We start from the raw sequence: 21,971 nt of genomic DNA, 5'->3' as shown, positions 1-21,971 counted from the left end.
CAAGACGTGTGAAGGGGAAGAGATGAAGCTGACGGATGTCCTCGCAGGATGTGGTGCCGAGCAGATCTCGGGCGGCCGTTCCGCGGTTGACGTCACGGGTGTGACGCAGGACTCGCGGCGCGTGAAGGCGGGGGACCTCTTCGTCGCCATTCCTGGCACGAAGGAGGATGGGGCCCAGTTCATCGGCGAGGCCGTATCCCGCGGCGCCGTGGCCGTGGTCTCCGAGAAGGCGGTGCCGTCCTCGCAGGTGCCCTTCTTCAAGGTGGGCAACGCGCGCAAGGCGCTGGCGCTCATCGCCGCCAACTTCCATGGCCGTCCGGCCGACCAGCTCACGCTGCTGGGCGTCACCGGGACGAACGGGAAGACGACGACGACCTACCTGCTGGAGGCGATGAGCACGGCGGCCTATGCCTCCACCGGAGTCATCGGCACGCTGGGCTACAAGTACGCCGGCAAGACGGTGGAGACCGCCAACACCACCCCGGACCCGCTGGAGCTGCACCGCATCTTCCGGGAGATGGTGGACGCGGGCGTGGAGACGGTGGTGATGGAGGTGTCCAGCCACGCGCTCGCGCAGGAGCGCGTGCATGGGCTCACCTTCAAGGCCGCGGGCTTCACCAACCTGAGCCGCGACCACCTGGACTACCACAAGGACATGGAGGACTACTTCCAGGCGAAGCGGAAGCTCTTCGCCGAGAACCTGTCCGCCACCGGCGTGGCCGTGGTCAACGGCGACGACACCTACGCCAGCCGCATCTACAACGAGCTGCGCGGCCAGAAGCGCATGGCGTGGAAGTTCAGCCGCCTGGGCAACGGTGAAATCTCCGCCGCCGACGTGAGCTTCACGCTCAACGGCATCAAGGGCACGCTGAAGACGCCCGCGGGTGACATCCCCCTGAAGAGCAAGCTCCTGGGGCCCCACAACCTGGAGAACATCCTCCTGGCGGCGGGCATCGGCCTGGGCGCGGGCTTCGCCCGGCGCGACGTGCAGGAGGGCATCGAGCGCATGACGCCGGTGGCCGGCCGCATGGAGCGGGTGGAGAACTACGGCCCCGGCGGGGCGCCCGCGGTGCTGGTGGACTACGCGCACACCGACGACGCGCTCAAGCGCGCGCTGGAGGCCGCGCGGGCGCTGGCCAAGGGCCGCGTCATCACCGTCTTCGGCTGCGGTGGTGACCGCGACAAGGGCAAGCGCCCGCTGATGGGCGCGGTGGCGGCGGAGGCCGCGGACCTGGCCATCGTCACCAGCGACAACCCCCGCACCGAGGACCCGGACGACATCATCTCCGAGGTGACGCCGGGCCTGGAGAAGGGCGGCCTGCGCCGCATCTCCTCGGGCAAGGCCAAGTCCGGTGAGAAGGGCTACCTGGTGGACGCGGACCGCCGCGCCGCCATCGAGCTGGCCATCAGCCTGGCGAGCGGCGACGACGTCGTCCTCATCGCCGGCAAGGGCCACGAGACGTACCAGCAGGTGGGCCAGGAGAAGCTCACCTTCGACGACCGCCAGGTGGCCGCCAAGGCGCTGGCGAATCGCACCCCCTGAAATACCCGGGCGCGGCCCCGCAGGGCCGCGCTCGCCCCCCCACCCCGATGACAGCCCGATTCAACGACGATGAGGTGGTGCAGGCGACCGGGGCCACCCGGCGCGGTGGCCCGGCCCCGGCCACCTTCACGGCGGTCTGCACCGACACGCGGGCCCTCACGCAGGGGTGCCTCTTCGTGGCGCTCGTCGGCGAGCGCTTCGACGCCCACGCCTTCGTGGACGCGGCGGCGAAGGGTGGGGCGGCCGGCGCGGTGGTGGCGCGTGGACGCACGCTTCCCGCGCTGCCGGACGGCTTCCCCCTCTACGAGGTGGAGGACACGCTGATGGCGCTGGGCGGCCTGGGCCGTCACCACCGCCAGCGCTTCGCGATTCCGGTGTGCGCCGTGGGTGGCTCCAACGGGAAGACGACCACCAAGGAGATGGTGGGCGCCATCCTCGCCACGCGCGGGCCCGCGCTGAAGACGGAGGGCAACCTCAACAACGAGGTGGGCGTCCCGCTGACGCTGTTCCGGTTGGAGCCCCAGCACGTGGCGGCCGTCATCGAGGTGGGGATGAACCGCCCCGGTGAGATTGAGCGGCTCACCCGCGTGGTGCGGCCGGCCGCCGGCGTCATCACCGTGGTGCAGCCCGAGCACCTGGAGGGCCTGGGCAGCATCGAGGGCGTGGCGGAAGCGGAAGGGGAGATGTTCCGGGAGATGGGCCCCGGCACCACCGTGGTGGTGAACGTGGATGACCCGCTCATCCCCGGGCAGGCCGCGCGCAGCCGGGCGAGGCGGCTGACCTTCGGCCGGGCGGAAGGCGCGGACGTGCGGCTCGTGGCCGTGGAGACGCGGGGCCGCGAGGGCATGGTGGCCACGGTGCGCCACGCGGGCCGCGACTGGCCGGTGCGGCTGCACTTCATCGGCCCGCACAACGCGCAGAACGCCACGGCGGCCTTCGCGCTGGCGCTGGCGCTGGGCTACTCGCCCGAAGAGTGCGTGCGCGGCCTGGAGAATGCGCGGCCGTACGCGCGGCGCCTCAACGTGGTGGACGGCAAGGGCGGCGTGACGGTGGTGGACGACTGCTACAACGCCAACCCCGCCTCCATGGACGCGGCGCTGGCCACGCTGGGCACGCTGGTGCCCGCGGGCGGCCGGCCCGTGGTGGTGCTGGGAGACATGCTGGAGCTGGGCCCCGGCGAGCTGGAGGAGCACGAGCGCCTGGGCGCGCGTGTCCCCGGCCACGCGAAGCTGGCGGCCTTCTTCGGTCCCCGCTCCGTCAAGGGGTGGGAGGCCGCTTCGATGGGAGATTCCGCCGCCCATTTCACCGAGGTGGAGCCGCTGGTGGCGTGGTTGTCGCCGCGGCTGCGCCCGGGTGACGTGGTGCTGGTGAAGGCCAGCCGCGGCATGCGGCTGGAGCGGGTGGTGGCCGCCCTGACGGGCACGGCCGCACCTGGAGGAAACCACTAGTGCTGTACCTCCTCTACGAGCTCATCCAGAACTCGGAAGCGGGGCGCGTCCTCAACTTCCTGCGCTACCCCACCTTCCGCATCATCGCCGCGGGCGTCTTCGCGCTGCTGCTCGGCATGCTCATCGGCCCCCGGCTCATCGCCCGCCTGCGGCTGAAGCAGCACGGGCAGAGCAACGTGCGCGAGGACACGCCGGACACGCACCAGAAGAAGAAGGGCACGCCCACCATGGGCGGCTCGCTCATCCTCATCTGCATCGCCGCCGGCACCCTGCTGTTCGCGGACCTGAAGAGCCGCGGCGTGTGGGTGATGCTGCTGCTCACCTTCGGCTACGGCTTCATCGGCTTCCTGGATGACTGGCTGAAGCTGTCCAAGCGCAACTCCAAGGGCCTGGCCGGGCGCAAGAAGATGGCCCTGCAGACCTTCTTCTTCCTGGTGGCGGTGTTCGGCCTGCTCACCACGTGGACGCAGCCGGACGGCTCCTTCGGGCCCACGCTGCTCATCAACACGAAGCTGACGCTGCCCTTCATCCCCACGCGCTGGTTCAACCCGGACCTGGGCTGGTTCTACGTCGTCTTCGCCTGGATTGTCATCGTGGGCACGTCCAACGCCGTCAACCTCACGGACGGCCTGGACGGCCTCGCCATCGTCCCCACCATCGTCTCCGCCATCACCTTCGCGGTGCTCTGCTACGTGGCGGGCACCACGCTGAGCATCGCGGACTACGAGACGGTGGGCGGCGTGCAGAAGCTGGTGGCCACGCCGCTCTACCAGTACCTCGGCATCCTCCAGGTGCCCGGCGGCGCGGAGCTGGCCGTCTTCTGCGCGGCCATTGTCGGCGCGGGCATCTCCTTCCTCTGGTTCAACACCTACCCGGCCTCCGTCTTCATGGGCGACATCGGCTCCCTGGCGCTGGGTGGCGCGCTGGGCGGGCTGGCGGTGCTGTCCAAGAACGAGGTGGTGTCCGCCATCATTCACGGCATCTTCTTCGCGGAAGCACTGAGCGTGATGATTCAGGTGGCGTCTTTCAAGATGACGGGCAAGCGCGTCTTCAAGATGGCGCCCGTGCACCACCACTTCGAGCTGAAGGGCCTGGCCGAGCCGAAGATCATCGTCCGTTTCTGGATCGTCTCCATCCTCTGTGGTGGCGTGGCGCTCCTGTCGCTCAAGCTCCGCTGAAGCCGTAAGGGGGCCCGGCCATGTCGTTGGGGTTGTCCGGTCAGAAGGTGTTGGTGTTCGGGCTCGCGAAGAGCGGCGTGGCGGCACTGCGCCTGCTTCGCCACCACGGCGCGGAGGTGACGGCGCTGGATGCTCGCGCGGAGGACGCGCTGGGCGAGGTGGGCCGCGAGGTGAAGGCGCTGGGCGCGACGCTCGTCACCGGCCCCACGCCTCCCGGGCTGCTCGCGTCCCAGGACCTGGTGGTGGTGAGCCCCGGCGTGCCGCTGGCGCTGCCGGAGATTGAAGCCGCGCGCGCGGCGGGCGTGGCGGTGTGGGGCGAGGTGGAGCTGGCCTGGCGCTTCCTCTCCTCCGTGCCGCTGTTCGGCATCACCGGCACCAACGGGAAGAGCACCACCACGGCGCTCACCGGCGAGCTGTTCTCCCGCGGCGGCCGGCGCACCTTCGTGGGCGGCAACCTGGGCCGGCCCTTCTCCGAGGCCGCCATGTCCCCGGGCGACTGGGACGCGCTGGTGGTGGAGCTGTCCAGCTTCCAGCTCGAGGGCATCCGCACCCTGCGGCCCCGGGGCGCCGTCATCCTCAACCTCACGCCGGACCACCTGGACCGCTACGCGAGCCACGCGGAGTACGGCGCGGCCAAGGCGCGCATCTTCCAGAACCAGCTGGGCCAGCAGGCCCAGCCGGGCCAGCACCAGCAGGGCCCGGACTTCGCGGTGGTGAACGCGGAGGACGCGGACGTGATGGGGCTGGCGCGCGAGGCGAAGGTGCCCGTGTACGGCTTCAGCGTCAGCGGGCGGACGGTGGTGGACACGCCGAAGCTGGCGGGCCTGGCGGTGGTGGAGGAGGGCGGCTTCCGGCTGGACTTCCTGGGCGAGCGCTACCGGCTGAACAACCGCGCGCTGCGCGGGGCGCACAACGCGCAGAACGCCATGGCCGCGGTGCTGCTGGCGCGGCTGGGCGGTGTGGCCGCCGACGCGGTGCAGGCGGGGCTGGACAGCTACCCCGGCCTGCCGCACCGGCTGGAGAGCGTGCGCGTGCTGGAGGGCGTGGAGTGGGTGAACGACTCCAAGGCCACCAACGTGGACTCCGTGCTGGTGGCGCTGCGGGCCTTCAAGGGCGACCTGTGGCTGATTGCCGGCGGCAAGGGCAAGGGCGCGCCGTACGCGCCCATGGTGGAGGAGGGGCGGGGCAAGGTGAAGGGCGTGCTCACCATCGGCCAGGACGCGGACACGCTCGCCCGGGCGTACGCGGGACAGGCGCCGGTGCATGCGTGCGGCACGCTGGCGGCGGCGGTGGCGAAGGCGCGCGACCTGGCGAAGGCGGGGGACACGGTGCTGCTGTCTCCCGCGTGCGCGTCGTATGACCAGTTCAAGAACTTCGAGGACCGGGGCGACACGTTCAAGCGCCTCGTCGGGGCGCTCTGACGGCCATGAAGACCTCTCCTCCCGCGTCCGCGTCCGCGCCCGCCGCCGTGCGGTTCGACCCGCTGCTCCTGTGCGCCGTGCTGGGGCTCGTCACGCTCGGCCTGGTGATGGTGTATTCGGCCAGCGCGGTGCTGGCGCAGGACAAGCTGGGTGACAGCCTGTACTTCCTCAAGCGGCAGCTCACCGCGGCCGGCATGGGGCTCGTCGCCATGGCCGTGGCCATGAAGGTGGGCTGGCGCAAGCTGGCGCGCTGGGCGTACCCGCTGCTGCTGGCGGCCATCGTCCTGCTGGTGCTGGTGGCCATTCCGGGTATCGGCAGCACGGCGGGTGGCGCGCGGCGGTGGATTCGCCTGCCGGGCTTCAGCCTGCAGCCGGCGGAGGTGGCGAAGTTCGCCTGGGTCGTCTACCTGTCCTACTCGCTGGCGAAGAAGCGGGAGAAGGTGGCCACCTTCTCCGTGGGCTTCCTGCCGCACCTCGCGCTGTGCGGACTGCTCGTCGGGCTGTGCATGCTGCAGCCGGACTTCGGCAGCAGCGTGCTGCTGGTGTTCATGCTCTTCGTGCTGCTCTTCGCGGCAGGGGCGAAGCTGAGCTACCTGGTGGGCTCGGTGCTGCTGGCGCTGCCGCTGGCGTACGTGGCCATCGCCTCGAGCCCCTACCGCATGAAGCGCATCCTGGCCTTCCTGGACCCGTGGGCGCACCGGCACGACGTGGGCTACCAGGTGGCCGAGTCGCTGATGTCCATCGGCTCGGGCGGCGTGTCCGGGCTCGGGCTGGGGGACGGGCGGCAGAAGCTCTTCTTCCTGCCGGAGGCCCACACCGACTTCATCTTCTCCATTCTCGCCGAGGAGACGGGACTGGTGGGCGTGGGACTGCTGGTGTTGCTGTATGGCGTGGTGCTGTGGCGCGGGGTGAGGGCCAGCCTGGCGGCGGGCGAGACGTTCGGCACCTACCTGGGGCTGGGCATCACCTCCATCATCGCCTTCCAGGCCACCGTGAATATGTGCGTGGCCATGGGGCTGCTGCCCACCAAGGGGCTGACGCTGCCGTTCGTGTCCTACGGCGGCACGTCGCTGGTGGTGCTGATGGGGGCGGCCGGGGTGCTGCTGTCGCTGAGCGCGAATGCCCAACCGGCCACTCGCGCCGCGCGGGCGGGCACGGACATGCGGGAGGTGACGGCGTGAAGGTCCTCATCGCGGGCGGCGGCACCGGTGGCCACCTCTTCCCGGGCATCGCCCTGGCGGAGGAGGTGACGACGCGCCACCACGGCAACGAGGTGGTCTTCGTGGGCACCGAGCGCGGTCTCGAGGCGCGCGTGGTCCCGAAGGAGGGCTACCCGCTGGAGCTGGTGAAGGTGCAGGGCCTCAAGGGCAAGAGCCTCGTGGCCTTCCTCAAGGCGCTTTTCGCGCTGCCGCTGGCCTTCATCGAGTCCTTCCGCATCCTCGCCCGGCAGAAGCCGGACGTGGTGGTGGGCGTGGGCGGCTACGCCAGCGGGCCGGTGGTGCTGGTCGCGTGGCTGATGGGCATCCCCACCGCCATCCAGGAGCAGAACGCGCTGCCGGGCATCACCAACAAGATTCTGGGCCGCGTCGTCCGCGTGGTCTTCATCGCCTTCGACGAGGCGCGCCGCTTCTTCCCCGAGAAGAAGGTGCAGATGATTGGCAACCCCATCCGCCGCAAGCTGATGGACAACTATCTGCGCAGCCACGTGGCGCACGAGCGCTTCTCGCTGCTCGTCTTCGGCGGCAGCCTGGGCGCGCGTGGCATCAACCAGCGGATGATTGAAGCGTTGGACCACCTCGGTGACTTGAAGGAAGGGCTGCACTTCGTCCACCAGACGGGGAAGAACGACCTGGAGCTGGTGCGCAGGGGCTACGCGGAGAAGGGCTTCCAGGCGGACGTGGTGGAGTTCATCGACGACATGTCGAGCGCCTACGCCCGGGCGGACCTGGTGGTGTGCCGCGCGGGAGCCACCACGCTGGCGGAGCTGACGGTGTGCAAGAAGGCCAGCATCCTCATTCCCTTCCCGCACGCCACGGACAACCACCAGGAGGTCAACGCGCGCGCCCTCGTCGACGCGGGCGCGGCGCTGATGTTCCGCGAGGCGGAGCTGACCGGGCAGAAGCTGGCGGAGACCATCCGCCAGCTCAAGAGCGAGCCCGCGAAGCTCAAGAGCATGGAGAAGAAGGCGGGCCTGCTGGGCCGCCCCGAGGCCGCGAAGGAGCTGGCCGACGTGTGTGTGGACCTGATGGTGCAGACATGGGGCCCGAACGGGCGCGAGCGCGCCCCCAGCGAGCCGAAGAAGGCGCCGAGGAGCCACTCGTGACGAAGAACAAGCCCGTAAGCCTCTTCAAGACGCGCCACGCCGCGCACGTCCACTTCGTGGGCATCGGCGGCATCGGCATGAGCGGCATCGCCGAGGTGCTCCTCAACCTGGGCTACCGGGTGTCCGGCAGTGACTTGAAGGAGAGCGACATCACCCGGCGCCTGGCGCGCATGGGCGCCTCCATCTTCGAGGGCCACAAGGCGCAGAACCTCGTCCAGGCGGACGTGGTGGTCATCTCCTCCGCGGTGCGCAAGGACAACCCGGAGGTCGTCACCGCGCGCCAGCGGAAGATTCCCGTCATCCCCCGCGCGGAGATGCTCGCGGAGCTGATGCGCCTGAAGTACGCCGTCGCGGTGGCGGGCAGCCACGGCAAGACGACGACGACGTCCATGGTGGCCACCGTGCTCAGCGCCGCGGGGCTGGACCCCACGGCGGTGGTGGGCGGCAAGGTGAACGTGCTCGACTCCAACGCCAAGCTGGGCAAGAGCGAGCTGATGGTGGTGGAGGCGGACGAGAGCGACGGCAGCTTCCTCAAGCTGCACCCGTCCATCTCCATCGTCACCAACATCGACCCGGAGCACATGGACCACTACGGCACGCTGGACGCGCTCCAGTCCGCCTTCGTGGAGTTCTGCAACCGGGTGCCCTTCTACGGCCTCAACGTCCTCTGCCTGGACAACCCCAACGTCCAGGCGCTGCTGCCGCGCATCGAGAAGCGCTTCGTCACCTACGGCAGCTCGCACATGGCGGACTACCGGCTGGAGAACATCCAGCTCGACGGCTTCACCACCACCTTCAACGCCTTCCGCCGGGAAGAGCCGCTGGGCGAGTTCCGCGTGCGCATGGTGGGCGCGCACAACGCCTTCAACGCGCTGGCCGTCATCGCCGTGGCGGAGGAGATGGACATTCCGCTGGAGACGGTGCGCGGCGCGCTGGCCGAGTTCGGCGGCGTGCAGCGGCGCTTCACCGTGCGCGGCGAGGCGAAGGGCGTCACCGTGGTGGACGACTACGGGCACCACCCCACGGAGGTCATGGCCACGCTGGCCGGCGCGCGGCGCGCCTTCGGCCGGCGCGTGGTGGTGGCCTTCCAGCCGCACCGCTACACGCGCACCCATGACCTGATGAAGGAGTTCTCCACCGCGTTCAACGACGCGGACGTGCTCTTCGTCACCAGCGTCTACGCGGCGGGCGAGGAGAAGATTCCGGGCGCCACGGGCGACGCGCTGGCGGACGCCATCCGGGCCCACGGCCACCGCGACGTCACCTTCGTGGAGAAGCGGACGGACCTGCCGGCGGCGCTGCTTCCCCGGTTGCGCGAGGGAGACCTGGTGCTCACGCTGGGCGCGGGCGACATCACCCAGGTGGGGCCGGAGCTGCTCACCCTGCTGGGCACCTCCACGCTGTCGAAGGGCTGAGCGCACCATGGTGGAAGCGGGCGTGAGGACGGCGCTGGCGGACCGCGTGGAGCGGCTGACCGGGTGCGAGGTGAAGGCGGGCGAGCCCCTGGCCCCGCTCACCAGCGTCCGGGTGGGCGGCGCCGCGGAGGCCCTGGTGCGCCCGCGCTCGCCGGATGCGCTGGTGGCCCTGCTGAAGCTGGCTCGCGAGGAGGGCGTGCCCGTCACCCTCCTCGGCGGCGGCGCCAACACCCTGGTGGGCGACGGCGGCGTGCCGGGCCTCACCGTGAAGCTGCCCGGAGACCTCTTTCCAGAGGTCGCCGACGTGGGCCCGGAGGAGGGCCGCCTCACGCTGGGCGCGGGCTCGGCCATCGTCCGGCTCGTGAACCTCATGCGCAACCACGCGCTGGTGGGCGCGGAGTTCCTCGCGGGCATCCCCGGCACGCTGGGCGGCGCGGTGGCGATGAACGCCGGCACCAAGAATGGCGAGGCCTTCCGCGTCATCGAGGCGGTGGAGGTGGCCACCGCGGACGGGGTGGGGTGGCTGACGAAGGCGCAGGTGCCGCACGCCTACCGGCATTCCGAGCTGCCACCGGGCGGCGTCGTGACGCGGGTGCGCTTCCTCCTGCGCAAGGGGGACGTGGTGGCCTCCAAGGCGGCCATGGACGCGGACCTGGGGTACCGCAAGCGCACCCAGCCGTTGAGCCAGCCCAACTTCGGCAGTGTCTTCACCAACCCGCCGGGCGACCATGCCGGGCGGCTGATTGAAGCCGTGGGCCTGAAGGGCCATACGCTGGGGCGTGCACAGGTGTCCACGCTGCACGCCAACTGGATTGTCAACCTGGGCGGAGCGTCCGCCCGAGACGTGCTGGGACTCGTCACCCTCATGCAGCGGCGGGTGCGCGAGGAGACCGGCGTCGACATGAAACCCGAAGTCAAGCGCGTCGGAGAGTTCCTGCCATGACCACGATTCGCAGCGCCTTCACCCCGGACGAGCTCAAGAAGAAGCGCGTGGGCGTGCTGTACGGCGGCCTCTCCACCGAGCGCGAGGTGTCCCTGCGCACCGGCGCCGCGGTGGCCGAGGCGCTGCGCTCCAAGGGCTACGACGTGGTGGACATCGACGTGGGCCGCGATCTGCCCGCGCGCCTCACGGCGGAGAAGGTGGAGGTGGCGTGGCTGGCCGTGCACGGCCGCTACGGCGAGGACGGGTGCCTCCAGGGCCTGCTGGAGTCCATGTTCATCCCCTACACCGGCAGTGGCGTGCTCGCGTCCGCGCTGGGCATGGACAAGGTGTACGCCAAGCAGGTCTTCGTCGCGCACGGCATCCCCACCCCGGCGTACCGGGCCTTCCGGGACGCGGCGTCCGCGCTGGCGGAGGCGGGCTCGCTGCCCTTCCCCTTCCCGGTGGTGGTGAAGCCCAGCCGCGAGGGCAGCAGCGTGGGCGTGCACATCTGCAAGACGCGCGAGGACTACGAGGCCGCCGTCAAGGACGCCGAGAAGTACGCCGGCTTCCTGCTGGTGGAGCAGTTCGTCAAGGGACGCGAGGTGCAGGGTGGGGTGCTGGACAACGAGGCCCTCGGCGTCATCGAGGTGCGCGCCGCCCGCGAGTTCTACGACTACGAGGCCAAGTACAAGTCGGGCTCCGGCACGCAGTACCTCTTCCCCGCCCCCCTGCCGCCGGATCAGTATGCGCGGGTGAACGAGGTGTGTCTGGCCGCGCACAAGGCCCTGGGCTGCAGCGGGGGCTCCCGGTCGGACGTCATCGTCACCGAGGGAGGCGAGGTGTTCCTGCTGGAGATCAACACCCTGCCGGGCATGACGGCCACCAGCCTCCTGCCCAAGATTGCCGCCGGGCGCGGCATCGACTTCCCGACCCTGTGTGAGCGCCTGTTGCAAGGCGCGAGCCTCAAGGCCTGAGTGAAGTTGCATGCCGGACGCAACTTCGCGTCCGGCTCCGTCGAAAACCCCCGAAGTTCCAGGCCCACCCCCAGCCGCCGGGCGCTACAGCGACGTACCTGTAGCCAAAAACTGGCGTGGAGATCCATCCGCGCGCAGCATGCGTGCGACCGTCCCCGACCCATGGCCTTTGGCAGAACGCGAAATCGCCGCCGTCAGGACACCGCCCAGCAGAAGGAGGCGGTGAAGGGCGCCGTGCGCACGCACGGGCCGGGCGTCCTGAAGGTGCTGGCGCTGACGCTGGCCACGGGCCTGCTGGTGTGGGGTGGGGTGGAAGCGCGGCGTTGGGCGCTGACGTCCCCCCGCTTCGACCTGGCGGCGGTGTCCTTCTCCGGTCTCCAGCGCGCATCCCGCGTGGAGCTGCTGCGGCTGGCCGCGCTGACGAAGGGGCAGAACCTGTGGAGCCTGGACACGGGCACCCTGGAGCGCGCCATGTCGCAGCACCCCTGGGTGAAGACGGTCGAGGTCACCCGGCGCTTTCCCAACCGCGTGTCGGTGGAGGTGACCGAGCACGTCCCCGTCGCCATGGCGGTGCTGGGGGATTTGTACGTCCTGGACGAGGACGGCGAGCCCTTCAAGCGGGTGACGCCGGGAGACGGGCTGGATTTGCCGCTCGTCACGGGGCTTGACAGGGAAGGCTACGTGACGGACCCGGTGGTGGCGCGGGAGCGCATCCGCTCGGCGCTGGAGGTGGCGCGCGCGTACACGGCGCTGTCACCCGGCAAGGACGAGCGGCTGTCCGAGGTCCGCGTGGAGGCGCAGGGGCTGGCGCTGGTGACGGCGTCCGGCCAGGAAGTGCGCCTGGGAGAAGGGGATTCCGAGGTCAAGCTGCAGCGGTTGGACCGTGTCCGGCGCGAGCTGGGTGCGAGGGGACTTGCAGCGGAGATCATTCACCTGGATAACCGTGCTCGGCCCGGTTGGGTGGCGGTGAAGCTTTCGAGTCCTGTCTCCGAGAGGAACGGGACCTCGACGCGGTAAGAGGATGCCCCTTTCACGAGAGTGGGGGGCCTGGGAGGGTTGTCATGGCGAAGCAGAAGTCGGGGGAGATCATCGTCGGCCTCGACATCGGCACGACGAAGATCTGCGCCATCGTCGGGGAGCTGACCGACAGCGGGATCGACATCATCGGTATCGGTACGCACCCGTCGAAGGGGTTGCGCAAGGGCGTGGTGGTCAACATCGAGGCCACGGTGTCCTCCATCCGCCGCGCCGTCGAGGAAGCGGAGCTGATGGCTGGCGCCGAAATCTCTCACGTCTACACGGGTATCGCCGGCGGCCACATCAAGGGGTTCAACTCCCAGGGCATCGTCGCGGTGAAGGACAAGGAGGTCCGCGAGGCGGACATCGCCCGTGTCATCGACGCGGCGAAGGCGGTGGCCATTCCGCTGGACCGGGAGGTCATCCACGTCCTTCCGCAGGAGTTCATCATCGACGACCAGGGCGGCATCAAGGAGCCGCTGGGCATGGCGGGCGTGCGCCTGGAGGCCAAGGTGCACATCGTCACCGGGGCCGTCTCCAGCGCGCAGAACATCGTCAAGTGCGCCAACCGCACGGGGCTGAATGTCTCCGACATCGTGCTCCAGCCGCTGGCGAGCGCGGAGGCGGTGCTGGGCGAGGACGAGAAGGAGCTGGGCGTGTGCCTCGTCGACATCGGCGGCGGCACCACGGACATCGCCATCTTCTCCGGCGGCTCCATCGTGCACACGGCGGTGATTGCGCTGGGCGGCAACAACCTCACCAGCGACATCGCCATCGGCCTGCGCACGCCGGCGCACGAGGCCGAGCGCATCAAGCAGAAGTACGGCTGCGCGCTCGCGTCCCTCATCAACAAGGACGAGACGATTGAGGTGCCGAGCGTGGGCGGCCGCCAGCCGCGCGTGCTGGGGCGGCAGATTCTCTGCGAGATTCTGGAGCCGCGGGTGGAGGAGATCTTCCAGCTCGTGCACCGCGAAATCCAGAAGTGCGGCTACGAGGACCTGCTGGCCTCGGGCGTGGTGATTACGGGTGGCTCCACGCTGCTGGCCGGCATGCCGGAGCTGGCCGAAGAGGTGCTGGGACTGCCGGTGCGCCGGGGCATGCCGCGCGGCATCGGCGGGCTGGTGGACGTGGTGAAGAGCCCCATGTACGCCACCGGCGTGGGCCTGGTCGTCTACGGTGCCAAGCACCTGGACCGGCGCATGTTCCGCATCCGCGAGGAGAACGTGTACAAGAAGGTGAAGGGCCGCATGCGCGAGTGGCTCGAGGAAATCTTCTGACGGGCCGAGGCTCGCTCGCCCGCCGCATGTGAAGGGGCTCTCCGGAAGGGGGGCCCCTTTTTGCGTTCCGGCCGGGTGCGTCATACGCCGGGTGCGTCCGGGATGGACGCGTCAGCCGGGGGCCGCGTCGCCGGGTGACGCGTCAAGTGGGGCCCTCCACGGCACCGTTGGGGTCTCAAGCTGTCCGGTTTCCAGAATCCGGATCCGTGATTCGGATTGGCCCCTCTAAGAGGGGAGTGGTGGGTCGCCGAAGCCCTCGGAACCGTGAGGGGGCGGGAAGTGGACGGCGGCTGGCTTCGGGATTGCTATGTGCGGCTGTTGCCGCCGGGACACCCATCCCACCCCGGCGGGCCCCGCCCATGAACGAAAACACCCACACCCCCACTTCGCTGGTACCGGCGCCGCGGCTTCGTGCCCGGTTGCCTGCCGCCGGTCTGCTGGCGCTCCTGTGCGCCGTGCTGGTCGCTCCCTCCGCTTACGCCGAGCCCGACACCTTTGGCCTGGGCGATGGCTCGGATGGTCCGCTGACCGTCAACGACGAGCAAACCGTCAACAGCTATGCCCAGGTCCGGGAGGCCGTTGCGGCCGGGCAGGACTTCGTCGTGGTGAGCGCCACGGCGGGCTTCAATGCCGGGGACCTGGTGCTGGTGCTGCAGGGCGCGGGTCATCCGCTGCCTGTCACCTCGGGTGACCAGACGCCCGTTCCCCTCGCGGGCGGCGCCGTTGGACGCTGGGAGTTCGCTCGCGTGGCGGCGGTGGTGGACGGCGACCCCGGACAAATCGAGTTCACCCAACCGCTCACGGTGGCCTTCGCGGCCCTGGCGACGCAGGTGGTGAAGGTGCCCGAGTACACCACGGTCACCGTCACCGGTACGGGCCGCATCGTCGCCCAGCCCTGGGATGGGGCGATGGGTGGCGTGGTGGCCTTCCTGGCGACGGGCGCGGTGAACAACGCGGGTGTCATCACCGCGAGCGGGCGGGGCTTCCGCGGCGGCATCATGCTCAATGGACAGGATGACGGCTGTGACGGCCTGGACCTGCTCTGGCCCCACGGCGCGCCGAAGGGCGAGGGCGTGGCGTCCTCGCTCTACTACACCTTCGATCTGGGCTTTCCCCCCGTGACCGCCCAGATGTTCGGCAACGGCAACGTGGTCAACGCCGGTGGTGGCGGCGTGTGCCACAACTCGGGTGGCGGCGGTGGTGGTGGTGCCGGCGCGGGTGGCAAGGGCGGCCGCACCTGGAGCGGCGATGAGCCTCCGTCGCGTGACGTGGGTGGTCTGGGTGGCACGCAGCTGGTCTACGACCCGGCGACCCGCCTGCTGTTCGGCGGTGGTGGTGGCGCCGGACACAGCAACGATGACACGGGCACCTCGGGCGGTAACGGCGGCGGCATCGTCTTCATCCGCGGCGATTCTCTCTCCGGCGCGGGCGAGATTTCGGCGGATGGCGCGGCGGGTGGCGGCGCGGTGAATGACGCGGCGAGCGGCGGTGGCGCGGGCGGCACGCTGTACCTGCGCTTCACGGGCACGCTCACCTGCGGCGCGGACAGGGTCTTCGCGCGGGGGGGGAAGGGCGGTGACTCCACCTTCCTCGATTCGCCCCACGGCACGGGTGGTGGTGGTGGCGGTGGCCGCGTGCTGCTGGAGGGCCTGGCGATTACCTGCGACGCGAGCGCCGCCCAGGGCGTCGCGGGGGTTCAGCCGGACGCGGGCGCCATCGACGGACCTTCGTACGGCGCCGTGCAGGGCAGCCCCGGTCTCGTCACGCGGGTGGTCCTGGCCTCGGCGGATCCGGTGGACCTCCTGACGCCGGCCAACGGCGCGGTGCTGACGAACCCCGTGGTGACGTACACGGGCACGGCGGAGCCGGGCGCCACGGTGACGGTGGTGGTGAACGGTCAGACGCTGGGGCCGGTGACGGCGGCCGCCGATGGCAGCTGGACCGTGACCGCGGCGACGCCGCTGCCGGACGGGCAGCACACGGCGGTGGCCACGGCGGTCGACCCGCTGGGCGCGACCACCACGGATTCCCACTCCTTCCGGGTGGACACGGCGACGTCGGTGGCCATTGCGACGCCGGCCGAGGGCGCGGTGCTGACCAACCCGGTGGTGACGTACACGGGCACGGCGGAGCCGGGCGCCACGGTGACGGTGGTGGTGGACGGCCAGACGGTGGGCACGGTGACGGCCGCCGCGGATGGCTCCTGGTCCCTGGCTTCCGCCGCGACGCTGGCGGATGGGGCGCACACGGTGACAGCGACGGCCACGGACACGGCCGGCAACACCGCCACGGACACGAACGCCTTCACGGTGGACACGGCGACCTCGGTCGCCATTGCAACGCCGGCCGAGGGCGCGGTGCTGACCAACCCGGTGGTGACGTACACGGGTACGGCGGAGCCGGGCGCCACGGTGACGGTGGTGGTGGACGGCCAGACGGTGGGCACGGTGACGGCGGGCGCGGATGGCTCCTGGTCCGTGGCGGCCGTGGCGACGCTGGCGGATGGTCCGCACTCGGTGACGGCGACGGCCACGGACACGGCCGGCAACACCGCCACGGACACGAACGCCTTCACGGTGGACACGGCGACGTCGGTGGCCATCACGGCTCCGGCCGAGGGCGCGGTGCTCAACACCGGCACGGTGACGTACACGGGTACGGCGGAGCCGGGGGCCACGGTGACGGTGGTGGTGGACGGCCAGACGGTGGGCACGGTGACGGCGGGCGCGGACGGGAGTTGGTCCGTGACTGGCGCCACGCCGCTGACCGATGGTCCGCACTCGGTGACGGCCACGGCCACGGACGCGGCTGGCAATACCGCCACGGACACGAACGCCTTCACGGTGGACACGGCGACGTCGGTGGCCATCGCGACGCCGGCGGAGGGCGCGGTGCTCAACAACGGCACGGTGACGTACACGGGTACGGCGGAGCCGGGGGCCACGGTGACGGTGGTGGTGGACGGCCAGACGGTGGGCACGGTGACGGCGGGTGCGGACGGAAGCTGGTCCGTGACCGGCGCCACGCCGCTGACCGATGGTCCGCACACGGTGACGGCGACGGCCACGGACACGGCCGGCAATACCGCCACGGACACGAACACCTTCACGGTGGACGCGCAGACGTCGGTGGCCATCACCACGCCCGCCGATGGTGTGGTGCTGACCAACCCCGTGGTGACGTACCAGGGCACGGCGGAGCCGGGCGCGGAAGTGACGGTGGTGGTGGATGGCCAGACGGTGGGCACGGTGACGGCCGCCGCCGATGGCTCCTGGTCGGTTGCTGTCGCCACTTCGCTGGCGGATGGTTCGCACGCGGTGACGGCCACGGCGCGTGATGCGCAAGGCAACACGGCTACCGACACCCACGCCTTCTCTGTGGACACGGCGACGTCGGTGGCCATCACGGCTCCGGCCGAGGGCGCGGTGCTCGGCAACCCGGTGGTGACGTACACGGGTACGGCGGAGCCGGGGGCCACGGTGACGGTGGTGGTGGACGGCCAGACGGTGGGCACGGTGACGGCGGCCGCGGATGGCTCCTGGTCCCTGGCTTCCGCCGCGACGCTGGCGGACGGGGCTCACACGGTGACGGCGACGGCCACGGACACGGCCGGTAACACCGCCACGGACACGAACGCCTTCACGGTGGACACGGCGACGTCGGTGGCCATCACCTCGCCCGCCGAGGGCGCGGTGCTCGGCAACCCCGTGGTGACGTACTCGGGCACGGCGGAGCCAGGCGCCGAGGTGACGGTGGTGGTGGATGGTCAGACGCTTGGCACGGTGACGGCGGCCGCGGATGGCTCCTGGTCCCTGGCCTCCGCCGCGACGCTGGCGGACGGAGCTCACACGGTGACGGCCACGGCGCGTGATGCGCAGGGCAACACCGCCACGGACACGAATACCTTCTCGGTGAATACGCAGACGGTGGTGGACATCCTGCTACCCGCGGACGGCGCGGTGCTGACCAACCCCGTGGTGACGTACTCGGGCACGGCGGAGCCGGGTGCCGAGGTGACGGTGGTGGTGGACGGTCAGACGCTTGGCACGGTGACGGCGGCCGCGGATGGCTCCTGGTCCCTGGCCTCCGCCGCGACGCTGGCGGACGGAACGCACACGGTGACGGCCACGGCGCGTGATGCGCAAGGCAACACGGCTACCGACACCCACGCCTTCACGGTGGACACGGCGACGTCGGTGGCCATCACGGCTCCGGCCGAGGGCGCGGTGCTCGGCAACCCGGTGGTGACGTACCGGGGCACGGCGGAGCCGGGGGCCGAGGTGACGGTGGTGGTGGACGGTCAGACGCTTGGCACGGTGACGGCCGCTGCGGACGGTAGCTGGCAGATCGAGTCGAACACCACGCTGGCGGACGGAGCTCACACGGTGACGGCCACGGCGCGCGATGCGCAGGGCAACACCGCCACGGACACGAACGCCTTCACGGTGGACACGGCGACGTCGGTGGCCATCACGGCTCCGGCCGAGGGCGCGGTGCTCAACACCGGCACGGTGACGTACACGGGCACGGCGGAGCCGGGGGCCACGGTGACGGTGGTGGTGGACGGCCAGACGGTGGGCACGGTGACGGCGGGTGCGGACGGAAGCTGGTCCGTGACCGGCGCCACGCCGCTGACCAATGGTCCGCACTCGGTGACGGCCACGGCCACGGACGCGGCCGGCAACACCGCCACGGACACGAACACCTTCACGGTGGACGCGCAGACGTCCGTGGCCATTACCACTCCGGCCGAGGGCGCGGTGCTCAACAACGGCACGGTGACGTACCGGGGCACGGCGGAGCCGGGGGCCGAGGTGACGGTGGTAGTGGACGGTCAGACGCTTGGTACGGTGACGGCCGCTGCGGACGGTAGCTGGCAGATCGAGTCGAACACCACGCTGGCGGACGGAGCTCACACGGTGACGGCCACGGCGCGCGACTCGCAGGGCAACACCGCCACGGACACGAACGCCTTCACGGTGGACACGGCGACGTCGGTGGCCATCACCACGCCCGCGGAGGGCGCGGTGCTCAACACCGGCACGGTGACGTACACGGGCACGGCGGAGCCGGGGGCCACGGTGACGGTGGTGGTGGACGGCCAGACGGTGGGCACGACGACGGCGGCCGCGGATGGCACCTGGTCCGTGACTGGCGCTACGCCGCTGACCAATGGTCCGCACTCGGTGACGGCCACGGCCACGGACGCGGCTGGCAATACCGCCACGGACACGAACACCTTCACGGTGGACGCGCAGACGTCGGTGGCCATTGCCACTCCGGCCGAGGGCGCGGTGCTCAGCAACCCGGTGGTGACGTACACGGGCATGGCCGAGCCGGGCGCCACGGTGACGGTGGCGGTGGACGGCCAGACGGTGGGTACGGTGACGGCGGCCGCCGATGGCTCCTGGTCGGTTGCTGTCGCCACTCCGCTGGCGGATGGGGCACACACGGTGACGGCGACGGCCACGGATGCACAGGGCAACACCGCCATGGACACGAACGCCTTCACGGTGGACACGCAGACGTCGGTGGCCATCACCACGCCCGCGGAGGGCGCGGTGCTCAACACCGGCACGGTGACGTACACGGGCACGGCGGAGCCGGGGGCCACGGTGACGGTGGTGGTGGACGGCCAGACGGTGGGCACGACGACGGCGGCCGCGGATGGCACCTGGTCCGTGACTGGCGCCACGCCGCTGACCAATGGTTCTCACTCCGTCACCGCTACGACCACTGATACGGCCGGGAATACCGCCACGGACACGAACACCTTCACGGTGGCGATGACCGACTCGGACGGCGACGGCGTGGATGACATCACCGAAATCGAGCTGGGCACGGACCCGCTCGACGCGGACACCGACGACGACGGCGTGCAGGACGGCGCGGATGGCCTCACCGACACGGACGGGGACGGGACCATCGACGCGAAGGATCCGGACAGCGACAACGACGGCATCCTCGACGGCACGGAGCTGGGCGTGACGCTGGAGAACGCGCCGGTGGGCACCAACACCCGCTCGCCCAACTTCCGCCCGGATGACGACCCGAGCACCACCACCGACCCGAAGCGGGCGGACACGGACGGTGACGGGCTGAACGACGGCGCGGAGGACGCGGACCACAACGGCCGCGTGGGCGCCACCGAGACCGACCCGAACAACGCGGACACGGACGACGACGGCCTGAGCGACGGGGTGGAGGTGCGGGGCAGCAACGCCACCGACCCGCTCAATCCCGACTCGGACGAGGACGGACTGAAGGACGGTGTGGAGGACGCCAACCACAACGGCGGCCTCGACGACGGAGAGACCGACCCGCTCAACTCCGACACGGACCAGGGCGGTGCCAGCGACGGCGACGAGGTCAACGGCGGCGGCGACCCGCTGGACGGCAACGACGACTTCGTCGTGGTGGGCCGTGGCTGCAGCACGGGCGGGGCGGGCACCTTCGCGCCGCTGGCACTGCTGCTTCTCGCGCTGCCCCTGCTGGGACGCCTGCGCCGCGCGGGCCGGCGTCCCTCCCGGGCCCTGGTGGCCGGGGCCGCTGGTGGACTCGCGCTCACGGGCGCGCTGGTGGCCTCGCCGGCCGAGGCGCAGGTGACAGTGCCCACGGCCTCGCAGGCCATCGACGTGCAGCAGTACAAGCCGGGGCCGAGCGTCAACGACATCCTCGGCGTGCACAGCGCCCGCGTGCATCCCCACCTGGGCTGGAACGTGGGCCTGTCCCTCAACTACGCGGACAAGCCGCTCAACTTCCTGGACCCGCGCGAGGACCGGTTCATCACCGCCCTGGTGCGCAGCCAGGTGGGGCTGGACCTGATGGGGGCGGTCGGCCTGTTCGACCGCTTCGAGGTGGGCGTGCTGCTGCCGGTGACGCTGCAGGACTCGGAGCCGGCGCCGCAGGTGGACCCGTCCTTCTCGCAGGGCGTGGGCTCCGGCGGCATCGGCGACCTGCGCGTGGTGCCCAAGGCCCGGCTGGTGGACGGTGAGGACTTCGACCTCGCGCTGGCGGTGCCGGTGGTGCTGCCCACGGGTGGCGAGGCGGACTTCCTCGGCGGCTCGGGCTTTGGCGTGCAGCCGCGCCTGGTGGCGGAGTACGGCCAGAAGCTGCGCCTCGCGGCCAACCTGGGCGTGGACTTCCGCAGCAAGCAGCAGCTCCGCAACCTGCACACCGGCAACTCGCTGGCCTTCGGCCTGGGCGCGGAGATGCCCTTCACCGTGGGCGAGCTTCCGCTGGCCGCCGCCGCCACCCTGGTAGGCGGGCTCGGCTTCGAGGAGCAGGACTCGGAGGAGCGTCCCCTGGAGCTGCTGGCCGCGCTGAAGTACCGCTCGGTGAGTGGCTTCTCCGCGCACCTGGGCGCCGGGCCGGGCCTCACCCGCGGCTATGGCACGCCGGGCTTTCGCGTGCTCGGAGGCCTGAGCTACAGCCCCGAGCCCTCGCGCGAGCCGAAGAAGGCCCCGCCGCCCGCTCCGGTGGACTCGGACGGCGACGGCCTGGTGGACGGCCAGGACGCGTGCTCCACGGAGCCCGAGGACAAGGACGGCTTCGAGGACGCGGACGGCTGCCCCGACGTGGACAACGACAAGGACGGCATCTTCGACGACTCCGACAAGTGCGTGAACGAGCCCGAGACGAAGAACGGCCACGAGGACGCGGACGGGTGCCCGGACACGGAGCCCGCGCCGGTGGACTCGGATGGTGACGGCCTGCTGGACCCGAACGATGGCTGCCCCAAGTCCGCCGAGGACAAGGACGGCTTCGAGGACGCGGACGGCTGCCCCGAGCTGGACAACGACAAGGACGGCATCCCCGACACGGCGGACAAGTGCCCGGCCGAGCCGGAGGTCATCAACGGCGTGCAGGACGAGGACGGCTGCCCGGACAAGGGCAAGGTGAAGGTGCAGGTCGACGGCGAGCGCATCCTCATCCTGGAGAAGGTGTACTTCGCCACGGCGAAGGACATCATCCTCGCGCGCTCCTTCCCGCTGCTGAAGCAGGTGGCCGCGGTGCTGCGCGCCAACCCGCAGGTGGAGCTGCTGCGCATCGAGGGCCACACGGACGACCAGGGCAACGACGCCATGAACCTGGACCTGTCCAAGCGCCGCGCCGCCAACGTGCGCGCCTTCCTCATCGAGGAGGGCATCGCCGCCGGCCGCCTGGAGTCCGAGGGCTACGGCGAGACGAAGCCGGTGGACACCAACAAGACGGCGAAGGGCCGCGAGAACAACCGCCGCGTGGAGTTCAACATCCTCCGCGTGGGCAAGGTGGAGGTCGAGCGCGACGCCCCCTGACGCGCTCCGCCGGCCCCTGGTAGGCGCGCTGCTGGCGCCGATGAGGACCCGGTGAGGCACACCGGACGATGAGCGAGGGTGGTCCTGGAAGTCGTTCCGGGACCACCCTTTGTTTTTCGGGTAGGGCGTGAGTCCGACCCGCCAAGGGGGGCCGCT

At 70.8% G+C, this 21,971-nt stretch carries 12 protein-coding genes; all 12 read left to right on the top strand.

Annotation, left to right across the window (positions count from 1 at the left end; all coding sequences use genetic code 11):
• Window positions 1-22: 22 nt before the first annotated feature.
• Window positions 23-1,543 (top strand): UDP-N-acetylmuramoyl-L-alanyl-D-glutamate--2,6-diaminopimelate ligase, encoded by a 1,521-nt coding sequence (locus K8638_RS23840; RefSeq protein ID WP_223756901.1) that lies wholly within the window; start codon window positions 23-25, stop codon window positions 1,541-1,543.
• A 47-nt stretch (window positions 1,544-1,590) separates the two neighbouring features.
• The gene (gene murF, locus K8638_RS23835; protein ID WP_223756900.1) at window positions 1,591-2,991 is read left to right on the top strand and encodes a UDP-N-acetylmuramoyl-tripeptide--D-alanyl-D-alanine ligase; all 1,401 of its coding nucleotides are present in this window, start codon (window positions 1,591-1,593) and stop codon (window positions 2,989-2,991) included.
• Complete coding sequence (gene mraY, locus K8638_RS23830; protein WP_223756899.1) at window positions 2,991-4,169, top strand: phospho-N-acetylmuramoyl-pentapeptide-transferase; 1,179 nt, start codon at window positions 2,991-2,993, stop codon at window positions 4,167-4,169. The genes murF and mraY overlap by 1 nt, the downstream gene beginning before the upstream one ends.
• A 20-nt stretch (window positions 4,170-4,189) precedes the next feature.
• Window positions 4,190-5,590 carry a UDP-N-acetylmuramoyl-L-alanine--D-glutamate ligase gene (gene murD, locus K8638_RS23825; RefSeq protein ID WP_223756898.1) on the top strand — a complete coding sequence of 467 codons (1,401 nt, stop codon included), beginning with the start codon at window positions 4,190-4,192 and terminating at the stop codon, window positions 5,588-5,590.
• A gap of 5 nt (window positions 5,591-5,595) precedes the next feature.
• Window positions 5,596-6,771: a putative lipid II flippase FtsW gene (ftsW, locus tag K8638_RS23820; protein WP_223756897.1), complete on the top strand. Its 1,176-nt coding sequence runs from the start codon at window positions 5,596-5,598 to the stop codon at window positions 6,769-6,771.
• Window positions 6,768-7,913, top strand: coding sequence for an undecaprenyldiphospho-muramoylpentapeptide beta-N-acetylglucosaminyltransferase (gene murG / locus K8638_RS23815; RefSeq protein WP_223756896.1), 1,146 nt, complete (start codon window positions 6,768-6,770; stop codon window positions 7,911-7,913). The genes ftsW and murG overlap by 4 nt, the downstream gene beginning before the upstream one ends.
• Window positions 7,910-9,328 (top strand): UDP-N-acetylmuramate--L-alanine ligase, encoded by a 1,419-nt coding sequence (murC, locus tag K8638_RS23810; protein WP_223756895.1) that lies wholly within the window; start codon window positions 7,910-7,912, stop codon window positions 9,326-9,328. The genes murG and murC overlap by 4 nt, the downstream gene beginning before the upstream one ends.
• Window positions 9,329-9,335: 7 nt before the next feature.
• Window positions 9,336-10,271, top strand: a complete 936-nt coding sequence (murB, locus tag K8638_RS23805; protein WP_223756894.1) for a UDP-N-acetylmuramate dehydrogenase — start codon at window positions 9,336-9,338, stop codon at window positions 10,269-10,271.
• Window positions 10,268-11,224 carry a D-alanine--D-alanine ligase gene (locus K8638_RS23800; protein WP_223756893.1) on the top strand — a complete coding sequence of 319 codons (957 nt, stop codon included), beginning with the start codon at window positions 10,268-10,270 and terminating at the stop codon, window positions 11,222-11,224. The genes murB and K8638_RS23800 overlap by 4 nt, the downstream gene beginning before the upstream one ends.
• A gap of 162 nt (window positions 11,225-11,386) precedes the next feature.
• Entirely contained in the window at window positions 11,387-12,241 is an 855-nt protein-coding gene (locus tag K8638_RS23795) for a cell division protein FtsQ/DivIB (protein ID WP_223756892.1), read from the top strand.
• A gap of 44 nt (window positions 12,242-12,285) precedes the next feature.
• The gene (gene ftsA, locus K8638_RS23790; protein ID WP_223756891.1) at window positions 12,286-13,518 is read left to right on the top strand and encodes a cell division protein FtsA; all 1,233 of its coding nucleotides are present in this window, start codon (window positions 12,286-12,288) and stop codon (window positions 13,516-13,518) included.
• Window positions 13,519-13,877: 359 nt separating this feature from the next.
• Window positions 13,878-21,815 (top strand): Ig-like domain-containing protein, encoded by a 7,938-nt coding sequence (locus K8638_RS23785; protein ID WP_223756890.1) that lies wholly within the window; start codon window positions 13,878-13,880, stop codon window positions 21,813-21,815.
• Window positions 21,816-21,971: the final 156 nt, after the last annotated feature.

It is taken from the genome of Myxococcus sp. RHSTA-1-4 (assembly GCF_020037125.1).
GTDB lineage: Bacteria > Myxococcota > Myxococcia > Myxococcales > Myxococcaceae > Myxococcus.
This window is presented reverse-complemented; position numbering and strand designations above follow the sequence as displayed.